The 22490-nt window shown below is 69.9% G+C and carries 23 protein-coding genes and 1 pseudogene; 12 read left to right on the forward strand and 12 right to left on the reverse strand.

What is annotated here, in order from left to right; genetic code table 11:
• Positions 1-16: 16 nt before the first annotated feature.
• Positions 17-607, forward strand: a complete 591-nt coding sequence (locus AC069I_RS22255; protein WP_478266320.1) for a DUF305 domain-containing protein — start codon at positions 17-19, stop codon at positions 605-607.
• Here the strand turns inward: AC069I_RS22255 and AC069I_RS22260 are convergent.
• The 6 genes from AC069I_RS22260 to AC069I_RS22285 all read right to left on the reverse strand — a co-directional run bounded on the left by AC069I_RS22260 (position 584) and on the right by AC069I_RS22285 (position 5667).
• Entirely contained in the window at positions 584-1555 is a 972-nt protein-coding gene (locus tag AC069I_RS22260; protein WP_478227312.1) for an EamA family transporter, read from the reverse strand. The genes AC069I_RS22255 and AC069I_RS22260 overlap by 24 nt on opposite strands.
• A gap of 177 nt (positions 1556-1732) precedes the next feature.
• Complete coding sequence (locus tag AC069I_RS22265; RefSeq protein ID WP_478235907.1) at positions 1733-2281, reverse strand: hypothetical protein; 549 nt, start codon at positions 2279-2281, stop codon at positions 1733-1735.
• A 65-nt stretch (positions 2282-2346) separates the two neighbouring features.
• Positions 2347-3879, reverse strand: coding sequence for an alpha/beta hydrolase (locus AC069I_RS22270; RefSeq protein ID WP_478227310.1), 1533 nt, complete (start codon positions 3877-3879; stop codon positions 2347-2349).
• On the reverse strand, positions 3879-4169 hold the full coding sequence (locus AC069I_RS22275) for a hypothetical protein (protein WP_340683961.1): 291 nt from the start codon (positions 4167-4169) through the stop codon (positions 3879-3881). The genes AC069I_RS22270 and AC069I_RS22275 overlap by 1 nt, the downstream gene beginning before the upstream one ends.
• 38 nt (positions 4170-4207) lie before the next feature.
• A complete protein-coding gene (locus tag AC069I_RS22280; RefSeq protein ID WP_478266321.1) occupies positions 4208-4810 on the reverse strand; it encodes an NAD(P)H-dependent oxidoreductase in 603 nt (200 codons plus the stop codon).
• Between the two features lie 47 nt (positions 4811-4857).
• Positions 4858-5667: a lysophospholipid acyltransferase family protein gene (locus AC069I_RS22285; protein WP_478227308.1), complete on the reverse strand. Its 810-nt coding sequence runs from the start codon at positions 5665-5667 to the stop codon at positions 4858-4860.
• Positions 5668-5966: 299 nt separating this feature from the next.
• On the opposite strand from AC069I_RS22285, the gene AC069I_RS22290 reads away from it, so the two are divergent.
• Both AC069I_RS22290 and AC069I_RS22295 read left to right on the forward strand, forming a co-directional pair.
• Positions 5967-8294 (forward strand): FtsK/SpoIIIE family DNA translocase, encoded by a 2328-nt coding sequence (locus tag AC069I_RS22290; RefSeq protein ID WP_478227307.1) that lies wholly within the window; start codon positions 5967-5969, stop codon positions 8292-8294.
• Positions 8295-8617: 323 nt separating this feature from the next.
• Positions 8618-9082, forward strand: a complete 465-nt coding sequence (locus AC069I_RS22295; protein WP_340683957.1) for a hypothetical protein — start codon at positions 8618-8620, stop codon at positions 9080-9082.
• Between the two features lie 17 nt (positions 9083-9099).
• Here AC069I_RS22295 and AC069I_RS22300 read toward each other — a convergent pair whose 3' ends face one another.
• Together AC069I_RS22300 and AC069I_RS22305 are read right to left on the reverse strand one after the other, a co-directional pair.
• The gene (locus AC069I_RS22300) at positions 9100-9744 is read right to left on the reverse strand and encodes a nitroreductase family protein (protein WP_478227306.1); all 645 of its coding nucleotides are present in this window, start codon (positions 9742-9744) and stop codon (positions 9100-9102) included.
• A gap of 10 nt (positions 9745-9754) precedes the next feature.
• Positions 9755-10600, reverse strand: a complete 846-nt coding sequence (locus AC069I_RS22305; protein WP_478227305.1) for an alpha/beta fold hydrolase — start codon at positions 10598-10600, stop codon at positions 9755-9757.
• Between the two features lie 58 nt (positions 10601-10658).
• Between AC069I_RS22305 and AC069I_RS22310 the strand changes: the two genes are divergently transcribed.
• Positions 10659-11192, forward strand: a complete 534-nt coding sequence (locus AC069I_RS22310) for a CGNR zinc finger domain-containing protein (RefSeq protein ID WP_478227304.1) — start codon at positions 10659-10661, stop codon at positions 11190-11192.
• 100 nt (positions 11193-11292) lie between these two features.
• Here AC069I_RS22310 and AC069I_RS22315 read toward each other — a convergent pair whose 3' ends face one another.
• Positions 11293-11820, reverse strand: coding sequence for an amino-acid N-acetyltransferase (locus AC069I_RS22315; RefSeq protein WP_340683953.1), 528 nt, complete (start codon positions 11818-11820; stop codon positions 11293-11295).
• Positions 11821-11908: 88 nt separating this feature from the next.
• Here AC069I_RS22315 and rimO point away from each other — a divergent pair, with 88 nt between their 5' ends.
• The 4 genes from rimO to AC069I_RS22335 all read left to right on the forward strand — a co-directional run bounded on the left by rimO (position 11909) and on the right by AC069I_RS22335 (position 15001).
• Positions 11909-13357, forward strand: a complete 1449-nt coding sequence (gene rimO / locus AC069I_RS22320) for a 30S ribosomal protein S12 methylthiotransferase RimO (protein WP_478266322.1) — start codon at positions 11909-11911, stop codon at positions 13355-13357.
• Complete coding sequence (gene pgsA, locus AC069I_RS22325) at positions 13354-13995, forward strand: CDP-diacylglycerol--glycerol-3-phosphate 3-phosphatidyltransferase (protein ID WP_340683951.1); 642 nt, start codon at positions 13354-13356, stop codon at positions 13993-13995. The genes rimO and pgsA overlap by 4 nt, the downstream gene beginning before the upstream one ends.
• Positions 13992-14453, forward strand: coding sequence for a CinA family protein (locus AC069I_RS22330; RefSeq protein ID WP_478227302.1), 462 nt, complete (start codon positions 13992-13994; stop codon positions 14451-14453). Before pgsA ends, AC069I_RS22330 begins: the two co-directional genes overlap by 4 nt.
• 101 nt (positions 14454-14554) lie before the next feature.
• Positions 14555-15001 (forward strand): helix-turn-helix domain-containing protein, encoded by a 447-nt coding sequence (locus AC069I_RS22335; protein WP_199745438.1) that lies wholly within the window; start codon positions 14555-14557, stop codon positions 14999-15001.
• 51 nt (positions 15002-15052) lie between these two features.
• Here the strand turns inward: AC069I_RS22335 and AC069I_RS22340 are convergent.
• Positions 15053-15538 (reverse strand): annotated as a pseudogene (locus AC069I_RS22340) (carboxymuconolactone decarboxylase family protein).
• Positions 15539-15708: 170 nt separating this feature from the next.
• Between AC069I_RS22340 and AC069I_RS22345 the strand changes: the two are divergent.
• The 4 genes from AC069I_RS22345 (at position 15709) to AC069I_RS22360 (ending at position 20730) form a co-directional block, all read left to right on the forward strand.
• Positions 15709-16590 carry an RNA polymerase sigma-70 factor gene (locus tag AC069I_RS22345; protein ID WP_478235902.1) on the forward strand — a complete coding sequence of 294 codons (882 nt, stop codon included), beginning with the start codon at positions 15709-15711 and terminating at the stop codon, positions 16588-16590.
• 219 nt (positions 16591-16809) lie between these two features.
• A complete protein-coding gene (locus AC069I_RS22350) occupies positions 16810-17652 on the forward strand; it encodes a PspA/IM30 family protein (RefSeq protein WP_007029352.1) in 843 nt (280 codons plus the stop codon).
• Positions 17653-17725: 73 nt separating this feature from the next.
• Entirely contained in the window at positions 17726-18700 is a 975-nt protein-coding gene (gene pspM / locus AC069I_RS22355; RefSeq protein ID WP_478227299.1) for a phage shock envelope stress response protein PspM, read from the forward strand.
• A gap of 395 nt (positions 18701-19095) precedes the next feature.
• Positions 19096-20730, forward strand: a complete 1635-nt coding sequence (locus AC069I_RS22360; protein WP_478227298.1) for an amidase family protein — start codon at positions 19096-19098, stop codon at positions 20728-20730.
• Here the strand turns inward: AC069I_RS22360 and AC069I_RS22365 are convergent.
• Positions 20690-21739 carry a quinone-dependent dihydroorotate dehydrogenase gene (locus AC069I_RS22365; protein ID WP_478227297.1) on the reverse strand — a complete coding sequence of 350 codons (1050 nt, stop codon included), beginning with the start codon at positions 21737-21739 and terminating at the stop codon, positions 20690-20692. The genes AC069I_RS22360 and AC069I_RS22365 overlap by 41 nt on opposite strands.
• 23 nt (positions 21740-21762) lie before the next feature.
• Complete coding sequence (locus AC069I_RS22370) at positions 21763-22323, reverse strand: GNAT family N-acetyltransferase (RefSeq protein WP_478227296.1); 561 nt, start codon at positions 22321-22323, stop codon at positions 21763-21765.
• Positions 22324-22490: the final 167 nt, after the last annotated feature.

The raw sequence follows: 22490 nt of genomic DNA on the forward strand, positions 1-22490 counted from the left end.
TCCGAGGAGCTCTTCGATGCCGCACGCCGTCCTCCGGTTCCTGCCCGCCGTCGCCCTGGCCGCCGTAGCGCTCGCGGGCTGCTCGGACGAGGCACCCCAGTCGCAGACGGCGCCTCCCGGGTCTTCACCGGTGGCGCAGCAGGCAGCCGTTCCGTTCAACGACGCCGATGTCGCGTTCGCGCGGCAAGCCCTCGCGCACCACCAGCAGGGCGTGGATCTGGCTTCCCTGGCGGAAACCCGCGCGGCGAACGAGCAGCTGAAGGCACTCGCGAAGCGGGTCATCGACACGCACGAACCGGAGATCGCGCGGCTGTCCGGGCTCATCGAGGCGTGGGGTCAGCCCGCGCCGGACGACCCGAACCTCGAACACATCCAGCGCGACGGGTACATCAGCCCCGGCGACATGGCGGCACTGGCCGGATTGTCCGGAAAGGACTTCGACCGCCAGTTCGCCGTGCGGTTGCTGCGCCAGCGCGAAGCGGGCGTCCGCATCGCCGACGCCGAAACCCAGCACGGCCGCAACCCCGACGCCCGCGATCTCGCCGCGACGACTTCGCGTTCGCAGCAGCAGGAGATCAGCGATCTACGGGGCTTCCAGCAGGGTTGAGTCCGTCTGGACCACGTTCGAATTCAGCTGGACGATGTACGCGCCGGTCAACAGCACCACCGCGCCGGCGGCTTGGATCCAGCTGAGGGCCTCACCCAGCAGCAGCCAGGCCGCGGTGGCGGCGATCAGCGGCTCCACCAGCCCGACGACGCTCGCCACCGACGCCGGGAGATGCCGCAGCGCCGCCATGCCCGTCGCGTAGGCGAGGACGGTCGCGATCAGCACGAGCGCGATCAGCAACGACCACACCGGCGGCTCCCACGGACCGAACGTCGCCGGGGTGTCGAGGACTCCCCACGGGATCGTCCACGGCGGGGCGACCGCGCACACCAGGACCGCGCCGATCGTCATCCCCCAGGTGACCATGCCGAGCGGATCGCGGTCCGCGACGCCACGTTCGCCCAGGAGGAAGTAACCCGCCGAGCAGACGGCCGCGCCCAGCCCGGCGAGCAACCCGAGGACGTCCAGGCTGAGTCCCTCCCAGACCTGCGCGACCAGCATGAGCCCGGTCATCGCCAGCGCGATCCCCGCCCACATCACCTTCGGCAACCGCACCCGCCGCACGAACCGCACCCACAGCGCGATCAGCACCGGCGAGGTGAACTCGAGCAGGATCGCGATCCCGACCGGGATCCGGCCCGCCGCCAGGAAGTACATGAGCTGGACGCCCGCGACACCGAGCGAGCCGTACGCGAGCAGCAGCGGCCACTCGTTCTTCGTGACTTTGAGGAGCCTCGGCCGGAAGAGGGCGACCAGCGCGAGCAGCACGATCGCCGACAGTCCGATGCGGATCGCCGCGACCTGCTCCGGGGACAGCCCGGCCTGCATCGCCGGTTTGCCCAGCACACCCGAGGTCCCGAAGAAGAGCGCGGCGAGCAGGATCAGGGTGATGCCCCGTCCGCGACGCGCGACGTGCTGGGTGGGGGCGGCGGCGAGTTCGGCGGTCACGGCCGGAGGGTAGAGCCCGGGTGACCGCGGGTCGACCCGTTTTCCCAGCGTGTGGGCCGGGCGCGGGGTGGTCGTGAGTGAGGCCTGTCCGTGAAGGCCTCCTTGCCTACCCTGAGAGTAGTGAAGGAGGCCTTCACTACCCAGGTGTCCGCTCCCCGATCGAATCGCTCATGGCGGTCAGAAGGAGGTGCCGCCGTCGGTCCAGTTCGTCTGGGCGAAGTCTTCGTCGTCGACCGGAGCGCGACGCGGTTTGCGCACCGGCTCCGGTTCCGGGGGAGCGGCGACCGGCTCCTCGGGTCGGGTGCCTTCGAGGGCCTGGGGTTCGGGTGTGCCGTTCGGCCAGACGCACGGTGAGGTCGCCCCGACGTAGAACTTGCCGAGGTCGTTCGCCTGCACGGACATGTCGAAGGCGTCCGCGTTGTTCCTGGCGAACACATATCGGTCCTTCGGCCGCGAATCCGTCAGGACCGTGAAGTCGTGAGCCGACCACCACCGGACGACCGCGTCAAAGTATTCCTCGAACCGGGCCGGTTCGAGGCCGGTCACCTCATAGGTCGCGGAGATCTCAAAGCGGCCTTGGGGACCGTTGTCGGTGGGGTCGGTGCATTCGGACCTGTGCTGGGTGAACGGTTTCCGTTCCGCCGAGCCGGGCAGCGCGGAGAGCGCGCCCTCGATGTACCGCTCGACCCTGTCTTTCGCCTCGTGTTCGGTGATGGTCGGTTTCATGGCGTCTCCACCTCCGGAAGAACAAGCGGACAAGAGCACGAGAAGAGCGGTCAGGAGCGGGAGTCTCACGAGGCGGGCTTTCCCGCGATGATCAGGCCGATGTTCCGGAGCGACGGGTTGTTGTCTTCCCAGTATTCGCTGTGTGCCTCCGTGCTGTACCCGCCCCACCCGTCCGTGCCCGGCGCCGAGGTGAACACTTGCCCGCCGAAGTCCGCGTCGGTCGGATCCTGGCCGAGGATCGGGTCGTATCCGGCGATTTCGACATTCGCCAGGTTGATCATGTCGTGTTCGGCCACCGTCGCGTGCACGTGTTCGCCGATCTCGTCCTGATTCACCCCGTCGAGATGCAGTTCGCTCACGTCGTGCGCGCCGACGCCCGGGCTCGCGACGAAGACGAGTTCGTCCGCGGCGAGGCCACCGTCACCGGCCGCGTGCCCGACGACGGTGGTGCCGTAGCTGTGCCCCAGCACCGTGTTGTGCGAGGGCGATCCTTGGTGTGTTTCCCGCAGCCCGTCTTGGAATTGCGCGAGGGCGGCCTTGCCACCGTCGGCGTACTTGTCGCTCGCGGCGTCGGTGATCTCGTTCGGCGCGTCATAGCCGAGCCAGGTGATCACAGCGGTGGAGGGGGAGCCCGAAGTGGTCGCCGCGGCCCACATCTTGTCGGACCGGTTGAGGTCCCCGCCGATCTTCGCCAATTCCGAGCCCGTCCCCGGCACGTAGGTCGCCACGTTCGCCGCGGTGTCGGGATTCCCCGCGGAAACGATCGCCTTCCCGTCGCCGCTGGTGTCCAGTCCCAGCAGGAACGCCTGCGGCTCCGACCGGTCCAGCCGCTGTTGGATGGCTTCCAGGCCCTTGAGTTCGGGGTCGCCCTGGAGCCGCGCGATCTCACTGGCGAGGACGGCGCGGTTGGCGGCGTCGCGGTCGGCCGCCGGGATACCGTCGAGATTGCCGACGAGCCCCGGGTTTCCTCGCAGCAAAGCGACTTTCGCCGTGTCCGACAGGCTCGCCCACCAAGCCTTGTTGTCGCCGGGGGTGCCGTTCTCCGGTGGGCCGATGATCGACAGGCCGCTCTGCGCGGCTCCGGCGGCCGCCGCCTGGGCGAGCGTGCTGCCACCCTGTTCGGTGATTTCGCCACGAAGGGCCCGTCGCAGAATGTCGGCGAAATCAGCGTCGACGTCGGCCGCGCGGCGCAGGCCCTGTTCGACCCTGTCGGCCAGCTCCGCCCTGACGCGAGCCTGGTCAGGCCGCGGAACGCCGACGGAGATCTCGCCTCCGGCGCCGATGGCCAGGCCGTTCCGGTGGGCCAGTTCGTCGGTCTCCCGCACGAACGCGACGATCCGGTCCAGCGCGATCTGCACCTCGTGAGCGCCTCGCCGGACCGCGGACGCCTCGGCGACGAGCCGCTCCAGAGTGGAGGTCAGCGACGCACCCCGCGTCGCGGCGGCGGTGGCCGCGTCACCGGTCCAGCCCGTGAAGCGGGCCATGGCTTCGACGTCGTCGTTCGCGGCGATGATCTTGGCGCAGCCGTCGTTGAGCGCGTCGGCGACGCGGCCGATCGCGGCCGGATCCCACCGGCGCACGTCTCCCCAGGTGAGCATCAGACGGGGAGTTCCCGTGATGCCGCCAGCTCGTTCGAGCGGTAGCGGACGGCCGCCGCGTCGAGCCGTGCGGAGTAGTCCGCGGTGTTCTCGGCCCAGCCTGGCACCGCCCGGCCCCAGGCGTCCGCGAGCAGGCGGGCCGCTTCACCGGATACGCCACCCGGCAACCCCGCCGCGACTTCGGCGAGCGTGGCCGCGAGGTTCACCTTCCCGACGTCGTCCGAAGCCCGTTTCGCCGCGCTTGACGCCGCGCCGATCGCCTCCAAGGCCACCTCGTACCCGCCGGTCATCCCGCTTCCTCCCCGTAACGTGACGCTGTGTGACCGCACTACGACGCGGGAGACGGACGCGCGGTTCCCATCACCTGTCCTTGAAAAGACCGTCGGAGGGCGTCCAGGGCCAGTTCGTCGGGTTCGGCGGACTCGCGTGAGACGGACGAGCCGCCATACGGATTGCCCGATTCGAGCAGCCGCGGATCGGTGTAGCCGAGCGGCAGGACGATGGCGCCCCAGTGATAGAAGATGTTGTTCGTCGCCAGCACGGTCGCTTCGAGCCCGCCGTGCGCGGTGGAGGCGGTGGTGAACGACGTCGCGACCTTGTTCACCAGCTTTCCCTTGGCCCACAGGCCGCCGGTACTGTCCAAAAAGGACTTCAGCTGCGCGGCGGGACCGCCGAACCGGGTCGGGCTCCCCGCCGCGAACCCGTCGGCCCACTCCAGGTCTTCCATCGTCGCCGTCTCGTGGTTCGGTCCCGCGTCCACCCACGCCTGCCAGCGCGGATTGCTCGCCACCGCGGCGGGCGGAGCGGTTTCGGGAACGGTGCGGACGCGGACGCCGGCTTCGGCCTCGCGGGCGCCGTCGGCCAGCGCCGACGCCAGTTTCGCGGTGTTGCCGGTCGCGCTGTGGTGGACGACGAGGATGCGGGTGCTCACGTCCGCCGGCCTTAGGCGAGCGCGAGCACCCGTCTCAGGATCCGGACTCAGTACTTCTTCCAGGGGCTGACGGTGTCCGTCGGCCGCGTCGGGTCGTGGAAGCGCGGCTTGTCCAGTTCGTCGCGGCGCAGTGGGACCAGCCCGTCGGTGATCGCCTGCATGATCTTGGCGTGCGCGCGGACCCCGGCGCCCGGCCGCTCCGGCTCGACCTCCGACAGGTCCACCGGCTCGCCGAAGTGCACCTTGAACCGCGGCCGGCGCATGGGCGCGCTCAGCCCGGACTTCGCGAGCGGCACCAGGTCGGCGGGACCGTTGACGGTCTCCGTGCCCCAGTACACGGCTTCGTGCGCGCCCCATTGGCTGATCGGGATCACCGGCACCCCGGCGGCCAGCGCTAGCCGCGCCGCGCCGGTCTTGCCCCGCTCCGGCCACAGGCCGGGGTCGTGGCTGATCCGGCCCTCGGGGTAGACGATCAGCGGGTCACGGGTGGTCCGCAGGGCCTCGGTGGCTTCGGCGAACTGGCCGATGGCCGTCGAAGCCTGTTTGCGGTCGACCCGCAGGTGACCGCTGAGCCGCAGTGCGGGGCCGATGACCGGCGCGTCGAGGATGCCGCCCGCCAGCATGAACCGCGGGTTGATGCCGATCCGCTTGCAGGCCGCCATCAGCACGAACGCGTCGAAGACGCCGATGTGGTTGGCCGTCATGAGCAAGGGCTTGCGGCGCAGTTCCGCCGGGACACCGCCGGTCACGGTGAGTTTGCCGACGAAGTTGACCAGCCCCCGGTCGATGTTCAGCATCGTGCGCCAGATGGCCGGGGCGCGGCGAGCCGAATTCTCATCCTGATGCAGCGCGAACATGGGGCAGAGCATGTCATGACCCGCTTTTCACCCGGATGGCCGCTCAAGCTGTGACCTGAGACGAATGTTCTCCGATGTGCTCCGAGTGGCAGCCGGGGCTGGAGGGTCGAGGCGGCTACCGTGGAGACATGGCTAGCGGGTCGACGACCAGGAAACGGAGTACGGCGCGAAGCGGCGGCAGCAAGGGGCCGGCGCGAAAGCCGCGTACCCCGGCGAAGCCCAGGTCAACGGCTGCGAGGAAACCCGCTCCACGGCGTCCGGCACCGCGGAAGAAGTCGTCCGGCACGTTCGCCAAGGGTGTGCGCGGCACCTGGAATCTGCTCGCGAAGGGCCTCGGCACCCTCGCGCGGACGGTCGGCCGCGGCCGCGAACTCGAACCCGAGCACCGTCGCGACGGTCTCGCGCTGGGTCTCATCGCGCTGGCACTGGTGATCGCTTTCGGCGTCTGGTGGCGGGCCGCGGGCCCGATCGGCGGCTGGGTGGAGGTCGGCACGCGCTCTCTGCTGGGCGCCGGTGCCGTGACGCTCCCGCTGGTGCTGACCGTGGTCGCCGTCGCGCTGATGCGTTCGGAACCGATGCCGGAGGCCCGGCCGCGGATGGTCATCGGCACCCTGCTGGTGATCCTGTCCGTGCTCGGCCTGCTGCACATCTTCACCGCGCTGCCCGAGACCAACGACGGCCGGATGTACGCCGGCGGCGTGATCGGCGCGTTCTCCGGCGGCCTGCTGACCATGGGCGTCACCACATGGGTCGCGGTGCCGCTGCTGGTGCTGGCACTGCTGTTCGGCACGCTCGTGTTCACCGGGACCCCGGTCCGGGAGATCCCGCACCGCCTGCGGAACTGGGGTCTCGACCCCGAAGAGATCGAAGAGGCCGAGGCTGAGCGCCAGGCCATCCACGAGGAACGCAACGCCGTCACGGAAGCCGATCCGAAGTCGGTCCGCCTGCGGAAGCCGTCGCGCCGCCGCCAGGCTTCGGGCGACCACGAGGGCGAGCAACTCGACATCGAGGCCGCGCTGGCCGAAGCGCCGACGCCGCTGCGCCCGCCGAAGCCCGCGCCCAAGCCTGTCGAAGAGAAGAAGCCGAAGAAGGCCGAGGCGCCGCTTGCGGTCACCAGGACCGTCGAGGGCGACTACAAGCTCCCGCCGCCGGACCTGCTGAAGCTCGGCGACGCGCCGAAGTCCCGCAGCAAGGCCAACGACGCCATGATCGAGGCGATCACCGGCGTGCTGGAGCAGTTCAACGTCGACGCGCAGGTCACCGGCTTCACGCGGGGCCCGACGGTCACCCGGTACGAGGTCGAACTCGGCCCCGGCGTGAAGGTCGAGAAGATCACCGCGCTGACCAAGAACATCGCCTACGCGGTGGCGACCGACAACGTCCGGCTGCTGGCGCCGATCCCCGGCAAGTCCGCGGTCGGCATCGAGGTGCCGAACTCCGACCGTGAGATGGTGCGCCTCGGCGACGTGCTGCGCGCGCCGTCGACGGTCAAGGACAACCACCCGATGGTCATCGGGCTCGGCAAGGACATCGAGGGCCATTTCGTCACCGCGAACCTGACGAAGATGCCGCACCTGCTGGTGGCGGGGTCCACCGGTTCCGGTAAGTCGAGCTTCGTGAACTCGATGCTGGTGTCGCTGCTCGCGCGGTCGACGCCGGACGAATGCCGGATGATCCTGATCGACCCGAAGATGGTCGAGCTGACCCCGTACGAGGGCATCCCGCACCTGATCACGCCCATCATCACCCAGCCGAAGAAGGCCGCCGCGGCGCTGGCCTGGCTGGTGGAGGAGATGGAGCAGCGCTATCAGGACATGCAGGTCAACAAGGTCCGGCACATCGACGACTACAACAAGAAGGTGCGCTCGGGCGAGATCACCGCGCCGCCCGGCAGCGAGCGCGTCTACCAGCCGTACCCGTACATCATGGCGATCGTCGACGAGCTCGCCGACCTGATGATGACCGCCCCGCGCGACGTCGAGGACGCGATCGTCCGGATCACCCAGAAGGCGCGTGCCGCCGGTATCCACCTGGTGCTGGCGACCCAGCGCCCGTCGGTCGACGTCGTGACCGGCCTGATCAAGACGAACGTGCCGTCGCGGCTGGCGTTCGCGACCTCGTCGCTCACCGACTCGCGGGTCATCCTCGACCAGCCGGGCGCGGAGAAGCTCATCGGTATGGGTGACGCGCTGTACCTGCCGATGGGGGCCGGGAAACCGGTCCGCATCCAGGGCGCCTTCGTCGGCGACGAAGAGATCTCCGCGGTGGTGAACTTCGCCAAGGAGCAGGCGCAGCCGGACTACCAGGACGGCGTCACCGCGGCGAAGGCCGGCGAGAAGAAGGAAATCGACTCCGACATCGGAGACGACCTCGACGTGCTGCTGCAGGCCGCCGAGTTGATCGTCACCTCGCAGTTCGGCTCGACGTCGATGCTGCAGCGGAAGCTGCGGGTCGGCTTCGCCAAGGCCGGGCGGCTGATGGACCTGCTGGAAAGCCGCGGCGTCGTCGGCCCTTCGGAGGGCTCGAAGGCGCGGGACGTGCTGATCAAGCCGGAAGAGCTGGAGTCGGTGCTGTTCATGATCCGCGGTGGCGGGGACGGAGGAGGCGGCGACGTCTCCGACGACTGACTGAGCCCCTCGTGAGTGGTAAGGACGGTGAGAACCAACCGTGTCTCAGGTACCTACCCGCTCCTGGATGAGCCTCGGTCGCGGGCCGGTCCGTGAAGGCCTCCTTGCCTACCTTGAGGGTAGGCAAGGAGGCCTTCACTACCTCTGGGACTGCACGCTCGTGTCGTCCGCCGGATCACGCGTGTCGTCCGGTCGGTCACGTGACATCGCCGCTGCCGGCCGGGTCTCGTGAGTGGTAAGGACGGTTAGAACCGTCTCTACCACTCACGAGGCGATTGAAGGACCGATGCAACGGACCGGAGCCTCCGCTACGTCCAGAACACGTGGACCCCAAGAAGCTGCTCGTCGTCCTCTGCGCCCTGATCGGCCTCGCGTGCGGAGCCGGTAGCTCCGCGGCGCGCGAACAACCCGCCGCGAGCAGGCCCACGGTGGTCCAGCCCGCGCCGGTACAGCGGCCCCAGCCTGCTCAGGGCGCGGTCGAGCTGGGGGAGACCGTCGATCTCAAGGCCGGTGAAACGGCCGAGGTCGCGTCGAAGGACGTCAGCATCCGCTTCGCTCGCCTGGTGTCCGACTCCCGCTGCGCCGCGGGAATGGTCTGCGTCTGGGAAGGGGAGGCCGTGATCGAACTGACCCTGGCCGAACCGGGACGCGGAGAGCGGACGACGGCGGAGGTCGCCTCCACCGGACGTGGTGGCGGGCAGTCCGTCGAGTTCGCCGCCTGCCGGGTGGACCTGGTCGCCGTGAGTTCGGGGGGCGACCAGGTCACCCTGCGGGTGTCCAAGGCTTAGGGGAAGTCGGTACCGCCTCACTGAAGGGCGTTGCCCCAACCGTCGAGGTACGCGACTTCCGACAGCGGCACTCGCGAAGCGGGTTTGAAGTCCGGCACCGTCGTGTAGGCGACCGGCAGCAGCCCGACCTGCGTGACGTCGGCGGGGATGCCGAGGATTTCGGCCGCCTCCGCCTCGTGGGTCAGGTGGTACGTCGTGAGCGTCGAGCCGAGGCCGCGCGACCGCAGCGCCAGCTGGAAGTTCCACACCGCCGGGAAGATCCCGCCGTAGAACGCGGCGTCGGCCGCGTTGTCACCGCTGGGCCTGCCGGTCAGGCACGGGATGACGAACACGGGCACCCGGTCGATCACGTCGATCAGATGCTGCCCCGACGCGAACGCCCGCGCCACCGAGGGCTCGGTGATCGCTTCGCCCAGGGCGGCCGCGTTCGCTTCCAGGTACGCCTTTCCAACTCGCCGGAACAGCTCGGACAGCCGGTCCTTCACTCCCTGATCCCGCACCACGAGCCATCGCCACGCCTGCTGGTTGCCCGGCGTGGGCGCCTGCAACGCGAGCCGCAAGCACTCTTCGAGCACCTCGGGTTCCACCGGCCTGTCCAGGTCGAGCTTGCGGCGGACCGCTCGCGTCGTGCTGAGGAGGTGGTCGGTGACCGAGGTGTCCATGAGCCGCCTTTCAGAGATGTTCCGCGAGGAAGCGGTCGATCAGCTCGCTGATCGGTTCGAGGTCCTCCTCCAGCGCGAAGTGCCCGGTGTCGAAGAGGTGAACTTCCGCCGAGGGAACATCATTCCGGAACGCTTCGGCGCCCGCAGGGACGAAGAACGGGTCGTTGCGCCCCCACACGGCGAGGACTGGCGGCTGGGCTTCGCGCAGCCACGCCTGGAACCGCGGGTACGCGGGCGGGTTGTTCCGGTAGTCCCAGAACAGGTCCAGCATCGCCTCCGCCCGGCCGGGAAGGCCGAGGAAGTACTGGTCCAGCAGGTGGTTCGCGGGATCGATGGTCTCCGGATCGCGGGCGCCGGTGTACTGGTACCGGATCTGCGCCGGTTCGAGGATCTCTTCGAACCCGCGCCGTGCCTCGGTTTCGTCAGTCAGGGAAGGGAAGTCCGGCATCGCCGGGCCGAGCCCTTCGACGTAGGCGTTGCCGTTCTGCGTGATGAGCGCCGTCACCTGGGACGGGCGCGAGACGGCCAGCCGCAGGCCCGTCGGGGCACCGAAATCGAAGACGTAGAGCGCGTAGCGGCGCAGTTCCAGCGCGTCCACGAACTCGCCGACCACTTCCGCGAGCCGGTCGAAGGTGAACGTGAAGCCCTCGGGCGTGACGGTCTGCCCGAATCCGGGCAGGTCCGGCGCGATGAGCCGCCACCGGCCCGCGAGACGCCGCATCAGCCGCACGAACTGGTGCGAAGACGTCGGGAAGCCGTGCAGCAGGAGCAACACGGGAGCTTCGGGGTCGCCTGCTTCGCGATAGAAGACCTCGACGTCGCCGAGTTCGACGGAACGGTGCCGGATGGTCGCCATGAACACTCCCTAATGGTTGAAACTGTCTTGAACCATTAGTACCTGATAGTGTCAAGGCATGCTCGATCTCGACTCGCTGCCCGGTGACGATCTCGCGGTGAACCTCGCCGACACCGTGATGCTGGCCGTCTCACCGTCGATCGACCTGCTCGACGACGGTCACGCGAAGTTCTGGGCGACACAGGCGCCACTCCTGCCCGAAGGCGCCCGGCCGCCGTCCGCCGAGCGGACGAGGCGGCTGCGTTCAGCGGTGCGTGAGGTACTCGAGGCGGTCGTCGCCGCGCGGGAGCCCGAAGCGTGGGCGGTCGAGCGGGTCAACGCCGCCGCGGCCGCCGTGCCCACCAGCCCGCGGCTGACCGCCGAGGGGGCAAAGAGGTCCTGGCACGGCGAGGACGGCGGCGAGATCGCGCTCGCCGCGGTCGCGGTCGCGACGATCGACCTCGTGTCCGGGCCGCGTGCCGCTCAGCTGCGGCGATGCGGCGCGCACGATTGCTCGATGCTGTTCGTGGCGGCCAACAGCAGGCGGGTCTGGTGCACGCCGTCGCTGTGCGGCAACCGGGTCCGGGTGGCCCGGCACGCGAAGAAAAGCTAAAGGCGTCGCTCGCCGCGTGTTCGGTGTCCCCAATGTGGCATCAGGGTCGCTGAGCGTCTCCAATGCCACATTGGGGGCGGTGGCTGGGGCACCCCAGAAGCTAAAGCTCCAGCAGCATCCGGCTGTTGCCCAAGGTGTTGGGCTTGACGTACGGCAGGTCGAGGAACTCCGCGACGCCCGGGTCGGCCGAGCGCCGCATCTCCTCGTAGACCTCCTGGGTCACCGGGGTGCCGTCGATCTCGACGAACCCGTGACCGGCGAAGAAGTGGGTTTCGAAGGTCAGCACGAACAGCCGCTTCAGCCCGATCTCGCGGGCGAAGTCGATCAGCTGTGCCACGAGCGCGTGCCCGATGCCGCGACCCCGGGAGTCCTTGTCGACCGCGATGGTGCGCAGTTCGGCGATGTCCTCCCACAGCACGTGCAGCGCGCCGCAGCCGAGCACGTCGTCACCGTCTTCGACCACCCAGAACTCCTGGACGCTCTCGTAGAGGGTGACGAGTTCCTTCTCCAGCAGCACCGTCCCGGCGTCGGAATCGACCAGCGCCTTGATCTTGCGGACGTCCGCGATCCGCGCCCGGCGAACGGTGGGGCGGCGGTGGAGGAGGGGGTCTGAGGGCACGCCCACCATTAAGCCATCCCCGGCGCCCGGGCCGGTCGAGGGCTCGCCCGAGCGAGCGATCGCCGACCCCGCGAGCAGGCCAGCTACCCTAAGGCACGTGCCTTCTCCCACCACTGATCCTGTCGCCACCCGTCGCGTTTCCTTGTTGACCCTCGGTTGCGCCCGCAACGAGGTCGATTCCGAGGAACTCGCCGGACGGCTGGCGGCGGGCGGCTGGGAGCTCGCCGCCGAGCCCGAGGACTCCGACGTCGTGGTCGTCAACACCTGCGGCTTCGTCGAGTCCGCCAAGAAGGACTCGGTTGACACGCTGCTCGCGGCGTCCGACACGGGCAAGAAGGTCGTCGCCGTCGGCTGCATGGCCGAGCGCTACGGCAACGAGCTGGCCGAGAGCCTGCCCGAGGCCGACGCGGTCCTGGGTTTCGACCACTACGCCGACCTCGCGGAGCGTCTCGACGACGTCGTGGCCGGCCGCAAGGTCGAGTCCCACACCCCGTCCGACCGCCGCAAGCTCCTGCCGATCAGCCCGGTCCAGCGCCCGACGGCCGCCGAGTCGGTTGAGGTGCCGGGGCACGCGCAGCACGGCTGGGGCCCGCGCGTGCTGCGGACCAGGCTCGACACCTTCCCGGTGGCCGCGCTGAAGATCGCGTCCGGCTGTGACCGGCGCTGCTCGTTCTGCGCGATCCCGTCGTTCCGCGGGTCCTTCGTGTCCCGGCAGCCGGACGAGATCGTCGCCGAGGCGATGTGGCTCGCGGAGAACGGCGTCAAGGAGGTCTTCCTCGTCTCGGAGAACTCCACCTCCTACGGCAAGGACTTCGGCCGTGACGGCGCCCGCGCGCTGGAGCTGCTGGTGCCGCGCCTGGCCGCGGTGCCCGGGATCGAGCGCGTCCGCGTCTCGTACCTGCAGCCCGCCGAGACCCGGCCCGGTCTGGTCAAGGCCATCGCGACCACGCCCGGCGTCGCCGACTACTTCGACCTGTCCTTCCAGCACTCAAGCGAGACCGTGCTGCGCCGCATGCGCCGCTTCGGCTCCACGGACTCCTTCCTCGCGCTGTGCGACCAGATCCGGGAGCACTCGCCCGACGCCGGCATCCGCACCAATGTCATCGTCGGCTTCCCCGGCGAGACCGAAGAGGACCTCGCCGAGCTGGAGCGCTTCCTGACCGGCGCGCGGCTGGACGCGGTGGGTGTCTTCGGGTACTCGGACGAAGACGGCACCGAGGCCGAGACCTTCGACGGCAAACTCGACGAGTCCGTGGTGGCCGAGCGGGTCGCGCGCATCTCCGCGCTGGTCGAGGAGCTGACCTCGCAGCGGGCCGAGGACCGGATCGGCGACTTCGTCGACGTCCTGATCGAGCAGGCCGAGGACGGCGAGGACCCGATCGGCCGCGCCGCGCACCAGGCCCCCGAGGTCGACGGCGAATGCGTCCTGATCGAGACCGAAGACCTGCCGTCGCTGGCGGTGGGTGACTTCGTGCGCTGCGAGGTCGTCGACTCCGAGGGTGTCGACCTGATCGTGCGGCCCGCGCCGCTCGAGGCCGACCGGTGAATGCCGCCCCGAGCGACGCCGGGGCCGGTGAGGGGACGGGCGGTGAGCACGCCCGGGTTCCCGAGGCCACCCCGGTCCCGACACTGAACCTGGCGAACCTGCTGACGATGTCGCGGCTGGTGCTGGTGCCGCTGTTCGTACTGGCGCTGTTCGCCGGTGACGGGGAGGACACGTTCTGGCGCGCGATCGCCACCGCGCTGTTCGCGATCGCGTCGTTCACCGACCAGGTCGACGGCTGGGTCGCGCGCAAGTACGGGCTGATCACCGATTTCGGCAAGATCGCCGACCCGATCGCGGACAAGGCACTGATCGGCGCCGCGCTGATCGGGCTGAGCGTGCTCGGCGAACTGGGCTGGTGGGTCACCATCGTCATCGCGATCCGCGAGATCGGCGTGACGCTGCTGCGGTTCTGGGTGATCCGGCACGGCGTCATCCCGGCCAGCCGGGGCGGCAAGGCCAAGACGCTCGCCCAGATCGCGGCCATCACCGCGTACCTGCTGCCCCTGCCCGCGTCCGCCGAGCCGGTGCGCTGGGTGCTGATGGGGCTCGCGCTCGTGCTGACCGTCGTGACCGGGCTCGACTACGTCGTGCGCGCGGTGCGGCTGCGCGCCGCCGGGAGGCGTGCCGCGGGCGCATGAAAGCTGAGACCTTGATCACTCACCTGATCGAGCGGGGGGAGACGGTGGCGACGGCCGAGTCGCTGACCGCCGGACTCGTCTGCGCGACGCTGACCGAGGTCCCCGGTTCGAGCGCCGTCGTCCGGGGTGGACTGGTGGTCTACGCCACCGACCTCAAGGCGAAGCTGGCCGGGGTCGACGAAGGCCTCCTCACCGCGCATGGCGCCGTTCATCCCGAGGTCGCGGCGCAGTTGGCCGTCGGCGCGAGAGACCGGTGCGGCGCCACGTGGGGACTCGGCCTGACCGGCGTCGCGGGTCCGGACGGGCAGGACGGCGTCGCGCCGGGCACCGTCCACGTCGGTCTCGCGGGCCCGGGGGTGCTCACCGTCCGCACACTGGACTTGAGCGGTGATCGAGCCTCGGTCAGGGCAGGTGCGGTCTCGGGCGCGTTCGCCCTGCTGGGGGAACATCTCGCATGATCGCCGCGTTCGCCCTTGGCGTATTGCCGTGTCAACACCTGCGCCCGGGGCACCGCTCTGGGTAACGTAGGGGGTAGTCAGTCCTGGAAGGGAGGCGCGTGATGACCGTGCTGTTGCGCGAGGCGATCGGCGACCGGCTCCGACACGCCCGCACGAACCAGCGTCGAACGCTGCGGGACATCTCCCGCGCCGCCAGGGTGAGCCTCGGCTACCTTTCCGAGGTCGAGCGCGGGCAGAAGGAGGCGTCCAGCGAGCTGCTGGCGTCCATTTGCGAGGCCCTGGACCTTCCGCTGGGCGAACTCCTGCACAAGGTCGCGGCGGACGTCTCGGCGATGGACAACGTCGAGGTCGCCCCGGTGGACGAGAAGGTCGAAGCGGGCAAGCGGCGCGCTCCGGAGCGGGAAGGCGCCGAAGCGGGCCTCGAAGGCGGCCGTCTGGTGTCCGAGCTGATCGGCAACGACCTGGCCGACCTGCGGATCTCGCCGCCGCCGCGGATGAGTCCCGCACTGCGGACGACGATCTCCGCACCGAAGATGGTCGCCGCCTAGCAAGGCTGTGAACGGGAAAGGCCCCAGGCAGTCCGCCTGGGGCCTTTCCTGTCAGTTCGCGGCGTTGTCGAACGTGCCCGGCTGGTAGGAGCCGCCCTTGGTCTGCGTGATGACGAGCAGCCGGTTGGCGGCGTTGATCATCGCGACCAGGTAGACCAGCGCGGCGATCTGGTCGTCGTCGTAGTGCTTCCGCACCCGGTCCCAGGTCTCGTCGGAAACACCCTGGTGCGCGTCGGCGATCCGGCTGCCTTCCTCGGCGAGGGCCAGCGCGGCCTGCTATGCCTCGGTGAACACCGTCGACTCGCGCCAGGCGGCGACCAGGTTGACGCGGACCGCGGGTTCGCCGGCGGCCGCCAGGTCCTTGGCGTGCGCGTCGACGCAGAAGCCGCAGCCGTTGAGCTGGCTGGCTCGCAGCGACATCAGCTCCTGAGTCACCGTCGGCAGGGTCGACCCCTTGATGGCCACACTGACGTTCGCGAAGCGCTTGCCGAGCTTCGCGCCGAGCTCGTTGCTGTTCAGATCGAAACGGGAATCCATGGTCTCGTCCTCTTTCGTGGTCGTGTGCTGAACCGGACGACCACCGGATGCCGGCGGCCCGGCCCCGCTGACAGCATCGGAGCGTGACCTGCGCCACGGCATCGACGTGTCAGAAATCGAGGGGACGCGGCGTCTGGTGGGGACACCGTCGCCGAGCACAGGAGCCGTCCATGTCCGACACCGCCACGGAGGCGTTCGTCGCCCACCGGAACCTGCTGTTCACCGTCGCCTACGAAATGCTCGGCTCGGCCGCCGACGCCGAAGACGTCCTCCAGGAGACGTGGCTGCGCTGGTCCGGAGTCGACCTCGGCACCGTGGAGAACCCGCGGGCGTACCTGGTCCGCATCACCACCAGACAGGCGCTGGGCAGGCTGCGCACGCTCGGCCGGCGCAAGGAGTCCTACGTCGGTCCGTGGCTGCCCGAACCCCTGCTCACCAGCCCCGACGTGGCCGACGACGTCGAACTGGCCGACAGCGTCTCGATGGCCATGCTGCTGGTCCTGGAGACCCTCACCCCGACCGAACGAGCGGTGTTCGTGCTGCGCGAGGTGTTCGACGTGCCCTACGGCGAGATCGCCGAAGCCGTCGGCAAGACCCCGGCCGCGGTCCACCAAATCGCCCACCGGGCGCGGGCGCACGTCGCCGCGCGGAGACCGCGTGGTGCCGCGTCGCCCGGCGAGACCAAGGACGTGGTCGACGCGTTCCACCGCGCCGTCCGGACGGGTGACCTGCAAGGACTGCTCGACGTCCTTTCGCCGGAAGTCGTCTTCCTCGGTGACGGCGGCGGAGTGGTGCAAGCCGTGCTGGAGCCCGTGGTCGGGGCAGCCCTGGTCGCGCCGCTGCTGGCCGGTAGCCGCCCGGTCCGCGACGACGCGGCGACGATGCGGACCGCGCAGGTCAACGGGCATCCCGCGCTGATCCTGCGGCTCGGTGACGAGGTCGACACCGTCGTCGCGCTGCGTGTCGAGCACGGCCTCATCACCGGCCTCTACGCGGTGCGGAACCCCGAGAAGTTGTCACGGATGGACCAGGAGACCGCGCTGCGCCGCTGACGCGGGTCGTCTTCACCCACCGTCACCGGACGGTGAACCCGAAGGTCGTGGACATCACAGTCAGGGGGATCCCTGAATTCCGTCGGGGTCGCCTGGAACGCGGGACGCCGACCTGACACGATGGAACTCAACGCCGGGGTCGGGACGTTGCAACATCACAGAGGGGACGCCCCACCTCGAGGTAACAGCCCGTGGGATGCGAGAAGGCAGGCGGAGGAGATGGCCAACCCGTTCGTGAAGTTCTGGAAGTACATGATGGCGGCGTTCTCGTCGAAGATCGACGAGCACGCCGACCCGAAGGTACAGATCCAGCAGGCCATCGAGGAGGCGCAGCGCAACCACCAGGCGCTGACCCAGCAGGCCGCCTCGGTGATCGGTAACCAGCGTCAGCTGGAGATGAAGCTGAACCGCCAGCTCGGCGACGTGGAGAAGCTGCAGGCTTCGACCCGCCAGGCGCTGGTGCTCGCCGACGAGGCGCGCGCCAAGGGCGACGAGCAGAAGGCGACCGAGTTCGAGAACGCGGCGGAGAGCTTCGCCGCGCAGCTCGTCACCGCCGAGCAGAGCATCGAGGACCTCAAGACCCTGCACGACCAGTCGCTTCAGGCTGCGGAGCAGGCGAAGAAGGCCGTCGAGCGCAACGCGACCATGCTGCAGCAGAAGCTGGCCGAGCGCACCAAGCTGCTCTCGCAGCTGGAGCAGGCGAAGATGCAGGAGCAGGTCTCCGCTTCCCTGAACCAGATGAGCCAGCTGGCCGCGCCGGGCAACACCCCGTCGCTGGAAGACGTTCGCGACAAGATCGAGAAGCGCTACACCACCGCGCTGGGCTCGGCCGAACTCGCACAGAACTCCGTCCAGGGCCGGATGATGGAGGTCCAGGCCTCCACGACGCAGCTCGCGGGGCACTCGCGGCTGGAGCAGATCCGCGCGTCCATGAAGGGTGACTCCGTCGCTCAGGTGACCGACGGCAAGACCGCCGCCGCGCCGAAGGCGTCGAGCTCCGCGGACATCCAGCGTGAGATCCAGGCACGGGTTCAGGCCGAACAGGGCAAGAACCCCGCCTGACACACCACCTAGAGCCGGTCCCGCACCCACGCGGGTGCGGGACCGGTCTCACCTGAAGACAGGGGAGAGGGCAATGGGCCAGGGCAGGCGCAAGGACTTCGGGGAGTTCACCGCCAAGCTTGAGAAGCACATCGAAAAGCTGCCCGACTACGCCCAGCGCGCGCAGGAGAAGCTGCAGCGCTACATCCCGCCCTCCGAGCAGGCTTCTTCGCGGCCCGCTCAGCCGGCGCCACCGCGGCCCCGCCCGCAGGTGCCCGCCATGCCGAAGATCTCGCAGCAGCTGACGTCGATGGCCGCGGGCCAGATCCCGGTCGTCGCCGACGCGAAGGCCAAATGGGCGCGCTGGAACGAACCCGCCGCCAAACTGGAGCGCCGCAAGCGCCGGACTTCGCGGGCGCTGACGTTCTGGATCCTCCTCACCTTCCTTTGTGGACTGTTCGCCGTCGTCGCGGGCACCGGCCTGTTGAAGGACGGCCAAGCCGACGTCCTCCAGGCCATCGCGGGCGGCGCGTTCGCCGTCATCTTCGGCACCTTCGGGGTCAAGTCGGGGCTGCGGCTGCGGACGCTGAACCGCACCGTGCTGCCCGCCGCTCCCGCCACCCCGCCGCCGCTGCCCCCGGCACGGTCCGTCGCGCGTGAGCCGATGGAGCGCCTCGCCGAGAGCGAGGCTTCGCTGGCGGAGCTGCTTCGCCAGCTTTCGCAGCCGACGTCGCTCGGCACCATGCCGGTCTCCGAGATCGCCGTGGCGGACGCCCGGACGACCGCGGCCGAGGCGGCGCAGGCGCTGCGCGGCCTGGCCGGCCGGATCCAGGCCATCGAACGCGGACGTGACGCCGCGCCCGAGCGGGAACGCGGCGCCCTCGACGCCGCCGTCAAGCAACTACGCGAGCAGCTCGACGACGGTCTCGACGGCTACGGCGGTCTCGTCGCGGCCGCCGGGCACACCGTCGCCGCGAGCTCGGACGGCATGACGTCGTCCAAGGAGCAGCTGTCCGACGCGACCGACAAGCTCGCCGGACTGGCCATGGCGCTGCGCGAACTTTCCTGAAGCCGTAACTCGCGTGCTCGGACGCCGAACTCGCGTGCTTGGAGGCGGATCTCAGGAGATCGCCCTTCAAGCACGCGAGTTCCGCCTCCAAGCACGCGAGTTACGCAATCGGGTAGCGCCTGAGCAGGCGCTTTCCTGGACCATCGTCTCATTCGTCGTCACTAATACTCCATTGCGTAACGACTCGCTCACTGTGTGGTAGCGAAACGCTCGCGTAACCCGAATCCGCTGGTGACGGCGCCCCGCGATGCCTAACGTTTCTTACATGCACGCAGTGCTCTTCCCAGCTCGGGCCTGAACCCAGCCCGCGTGAGCGGGCGTTCCAGGGTGGCGGACCGGACACAGTGGATCTCGCGCAGTGGTCTTTCTCGTCCCCACCGAGGAAAGGACGCCCAGTGACGACGCTCCCCCCGGAACCAGAACCGACTCCCACTCCTCTTCCCAGCTCCTATCAGCGCGTCATAGCCGCTTACGACCGGATCGCCGAGGTCGACCGGCCCGACGTCTGGATCACCCTCCGCGCGGTGGAAGACGCGCTCGTTGACGCGAAGGCCGTGGACGAACGGCTTCGCGCGGGCGCGGACCTGCCGCTCGCGGGGACACTGGTGGCGGTCGCCGACGTCATCGGCGTCGCCGGCCTTCCCACGGCGGGCGAGGACGTCTGCTGTGTCGGCGCCACATCCGTGTCCCGGCTGACCGCGGCCGGGGCGGTCGTGATCGGCAAGACCAACTGCGACCGGTTCGGCAGCGACCTCGAGCACACCCACAGCCCGTACGGCGCCGTGAGCGCCGCGCTCAACACCGACCGGGTCTCCGGGAGCGCGAGCAGCGGCGCGGCCGTCGCCGTCGCGCTCGGCCTCGTGGATCTGGCCGTCGGCACGGACACGGCCGGAGCGGGCCGGGTTCCCGCGTCCCTCAACGGGATCGTCGGCTTGAAGCCGACGCTGGGCCTCGTTCCGAAGACCGGCGCCGCGCCGTGCGGCGGGATCGCCCTGTTCGCCCGCAGCCTCACCTTGGGGCAGCGCGCGCTGGGACAGATGACCGGTCCCGACGGGATCGACCCGCTCGCCCGCGACTGGCCTCCGGACGTCCGGCTGTCCGCGGGCGATCGGCCGCGGGTGGCGATCCCGGGCTCCGACACGCTCACCGGCCTTTCGCTGCAATCCCGGTCCGCCTTCCTCGGCGCGGTTTCGGCGCTGCGGGCGTCCGGCGCCCGGGTGGAGACGGTGGAGGTCTCGGCACTGCTGACGGTGGGCGGCTTGATCCACGACGACGGCTTCACCGCCGACAGGCAGCGCGTCGCCGAGGCCGGGATGCTCGCGCTCCGGATGCTGTCGGAGTACGACGCCCTCGTCCTCCCGACGGTCGCGGACCATCCCTCGGTCTCCGAGGCACTGTCCGATCCGGACGGGGTCGCGAAACGGCTGGAGCGGTTCACGGCGTTCGTCAACCTGCTCGACCTCGCCGCGGTCACGGTGCCGTCTTCGCCGTCGGATCTGGGGCCGTACGGGGTTTCCGTGGTGGTGCGGCCGTTCGACGACCAGATCGCCATCGACCTCGCCGCCGTGCTCACCGACGAACAGGCCGATTTCCCTTATCCCGCACCGGGCGCGGATCTCGTGGTGTTCGGGGCGCAGCTGCGCGGGCAGCCCTTGAACGGAAGCCTGGTCGCCGCGGGGGCCCGGTTCACCGGACTGGTCCAGACCGGCGAGGGCTACCGGATGCTGTTGCTGCCCACCGATCCGCCCCAGCCGGGGGTGGTGCCGGTGAGCGCCACGGGCGAGCACACGATGCTCTCGGGTGAACGCTGGCGGCTCTCGCCCGCCGCGCTCGGTGCCTTCGCGGCCACGCTGCCCGCCCCGTTCGTCCTGGGCCGGATCCGGCTGGAGAACGGGGAAACGCCGCTGGCGGTCCTCTGCGACCAGGCCGCCGCGGCGACGGCGACGGAGCTGACGAGGTACCAGTGCTGGCGTGCCTACCTGCGGTTCGTCAGTACGGCCGGGCCGCGAGACCTCGGGCGACCCGCTTGACCAGACCGGGACCGTGCAGGGCGAAACCGGTGTAGAGCTGGACCAGTCCGGCGCCGGCGTCGAGCATCCGGGCGGCGGCGCCGGCGTCGAAGATCCCGCCGACGCCGATGATCGGCAGCTTGCCGTCGGTCTCGTCGTGCACGAACCGCACCACCTCGACCGAGCGCGCGGTGAGCGGGCGGCCGGACAGCCCGCCCGCCTGCTCGCCGACGGCGGCCTCCGCCGGGGCGATCCCTTCGCGCGACAGCGTCGTGTTGGTCGCGATCAGCCCGGCGACACCGTGTTCGAGGCAGACCTCCAGCAGTTCCGCGAGCGCTTCGTCGGTGAGATCGGGGGCGACCTTCACCAGCACCGGAGTCGGCTTCGCGTCACCGGCGAGCTCGGCCGAGGTCTTCCGCAGCTCGGCGAGCAGCTCGGCCAGCGCGGACTTGTCCTGCAACGCCCGCAGGCCCGGCGTGTTCGGGGAACTGACGTTGATCGCGAAGTAGTCGGCGTACGGGTACAGCGCCCGCAGCGAGAACCGGTAGTCCTCGACGGCCTCGTCGAGCGGGGTCACCTTGGACTTGCCGATACTGACGCCGAGCGGCACTGGCGGTTTCCCGCCCGCGGCGAGGCGAGCGGCGAGCGCCTCCGCGCCCTCGTTGTTGAAGCCCATCCGGTTGATCACCGCGTCGGTCTCGGCGAGGGTGAACAGCCGCGGTTTGTCGTTGCCCGGCTGCGGATGCCGGGTGACCGTGCCGACCTCGACGAAACCGAAGCCGAGCGCGGGCCAGGCGTGCAGGGCCCGGCCGTTCTTGTCCATCCCGGCGGCGAGGCCGACCCGGTTCGGGAAGCGGAGCCCGAGGAAGGTGACCGGATCGTCCGTCCGGTAGACGCGGCCGAGCGCGGCGAGCGCGGGGGAGACCCGGCTCAGCCTGGCGAGCATGCCGATGGTGCGTTCGTGCACGGTTTCGGGGTCGCTGCCGGAGACTCGGTAGAGGGCGGGACGGACGATCTTGTCGAAGAGCACGGCCCCATCATGCCTGGTGAGCTCTAGCGGCTCGCCTTCCACTCGTCTTCGAGCATCGCGAAGACGAGTTCGTCACACCACTCGCCCTTCACGATCTCGTTCTCCCGCAGATGCGCTTCCTTCTTCATGCCGAGACGGTCCATCAGCGCGGCGGACGCGGTGTTGCGCCCGTCACAGCGGCCGATGATCCGGTGCAGGCCGAGATCCTCGAACCCGAGCCGCAGCACCTCGACGGCGGCCTCCGCGGCGAGCCCCTTCCCGTGGTGATCGGGATGGAAGACGAACCCGATCTCGCCCTGGCGGCGCTCGCTGCTGAGGTATTCGAGGTTCAGGTCGCCGATCAGCTGTCCGGTCTCGGTCAGTTCCGCGGCCACCGCGAGGAACTGGCCTTCCTGCGACAGGGTGCCGCTGTGCACCCGTTTGGCGAGCGCGGCGGCGGATTCGGCCCGGCTGCGCGGGCCCCAGTAGAGGTAGCGGGCGACGTCGGCGCGGGACTGGAAGGAGTTGAGTTCGTCGAGATCCGCCGGAGTGAAGGCGCGGAGGGTCAGGCGCTGGGTGATGATCGGGAAATCGGGCCTCAGCATGGCGTCAGGCTATCCAGTCGGCTGGGTTCCTGGGGGCGGAACTGCGGCGGACGGTCCTTCGGAGCGGCGGGCGGCACACCCCGGAAGCAGGGGTACCCCCGAGGCGCCTCCCGGACGCCGGAATCGGCGGCCGGGCCCGAGCCGGACCGGTGCTCGGGAACCTCGGG

It is taken from the genome of Amycolatopsis sp. NPDC043885 (assembly GCF_056435685.1).

What these genes read in the sequence shown, in the direction of transcription:
- AC069I_RS22255 (WP_478266320.1), top strand. Translation starts at nt 17, where the DNA reads ATGCCGCACGCCGTCCTCCGGTTCCTGCCCGCCGTCGCCCTGGCCGCC.
- AC069I_RS22265 (WP_478235907.1), bottom strand. Translation starts at nt 2,281, where the DNA reads ATGAAACCGACCATCACCGAACACGAGGCGAAAGACAGGGTCGAGCGG.
- AC069I_RS22270 (WP_478227310.1), bottom strand. Translation starts at nt 3,879, where the DNA reads ATGCTCACCTGGGGAGACGTGCGCCGGTGGGATCCGGCCGCGATCGGC.
- AC069I_RS22275 (WP_340683961.1), bottom strand. Translation starts at nt 4,169, where the DNA reads ATGACCGGCGGGTACGAGGTGGCCTTGGAGGCGATCGGCGCGGCGTCA.
- AC069I_RS22285 (WP_478227308.1), bottom strand. Translation starts at nt 5,667, where the DNA reads ATGTTCGCGCTGCATCAGGATGAGAATTCGGCTCGCCGCGCCCCGGCC.
- AC069I_RS22300 (WP_478227306.1), bottom strand. Translation starts at nt 9,744, where the DNA reads ATGGACACCTCGGTCACCGACCACCTCCTCAGCACGACGCGAGCGGTC.
- AC069I_RS22305 (WP_478227305.1), bottom strand. Translation starts at nt 10,600, where the DNA reads ATGGCGACCATCCGGCACCGTTCCGTCGAACTCGGCGACGTCGAGGTC.
- AC069I_RS22310 (WP_478227304.1), top strand. Translation starts at nt 10,659, where the DNA reads ATGCTCGATCTCGACTCGCTGCCCGGTGACGATCTCGCGGTGAACCTC.
- AC069I_RS22315 (WP_340683953.1), bottom strand. Translation starts at nt 11,820, where the DNA reads ATGGTGGGCGTGCCCTCAGACCCCCTCCTCCACCGCCGCCCCACCGTT.
- AC069I_RS22330 (WP_478227302.1), top strand. Translation starts at nt 13,992, where the DNA reads ATGAAAGCTGAGACCTTGATCACTCACCTGATCGAGCGGGGGGAGACG.
- AC069I_RS22335 (WP_199745438.1), top strand. Translation starts at nt 14,555, where the DNA reads ATGACCGTGCTGTTGCGCGAGGCGATCGGCGACCGGCTCCGACACGCC.
- AC069I_RS22345 (WP_478235902.1), top strand. Translation starts at nt 15,709, where the DNA reads ATGTCCGACACCGCCACGGAGGCGTTCGTCGCCCACCGGAACCTGCTG.
- AC069I_RS22350 (WP_007029352.1), top strand. Translation starts at nt 16,810, where the DNA reads ATGGCCAACCCGTTCGTGAAGTTCTGGAAGTACATGATGGCGGCGTTC.
- pspM (WP_478227299.1), top strand. Translation starts at nt 17,726, where the DNA reads ATGGGCCAGGGCAGGCGCAAGGACTTCGGGGAGTTCACCGCCAAGCTT.
- AC069I_RS22370 (WP_478227296.1), bottom strand. Translation starts at nt 22,323, where the DNA reads ATGCTGAGGCCCGATTTCCCGATCATCACCCAGCGCCTGACCCTCCGC.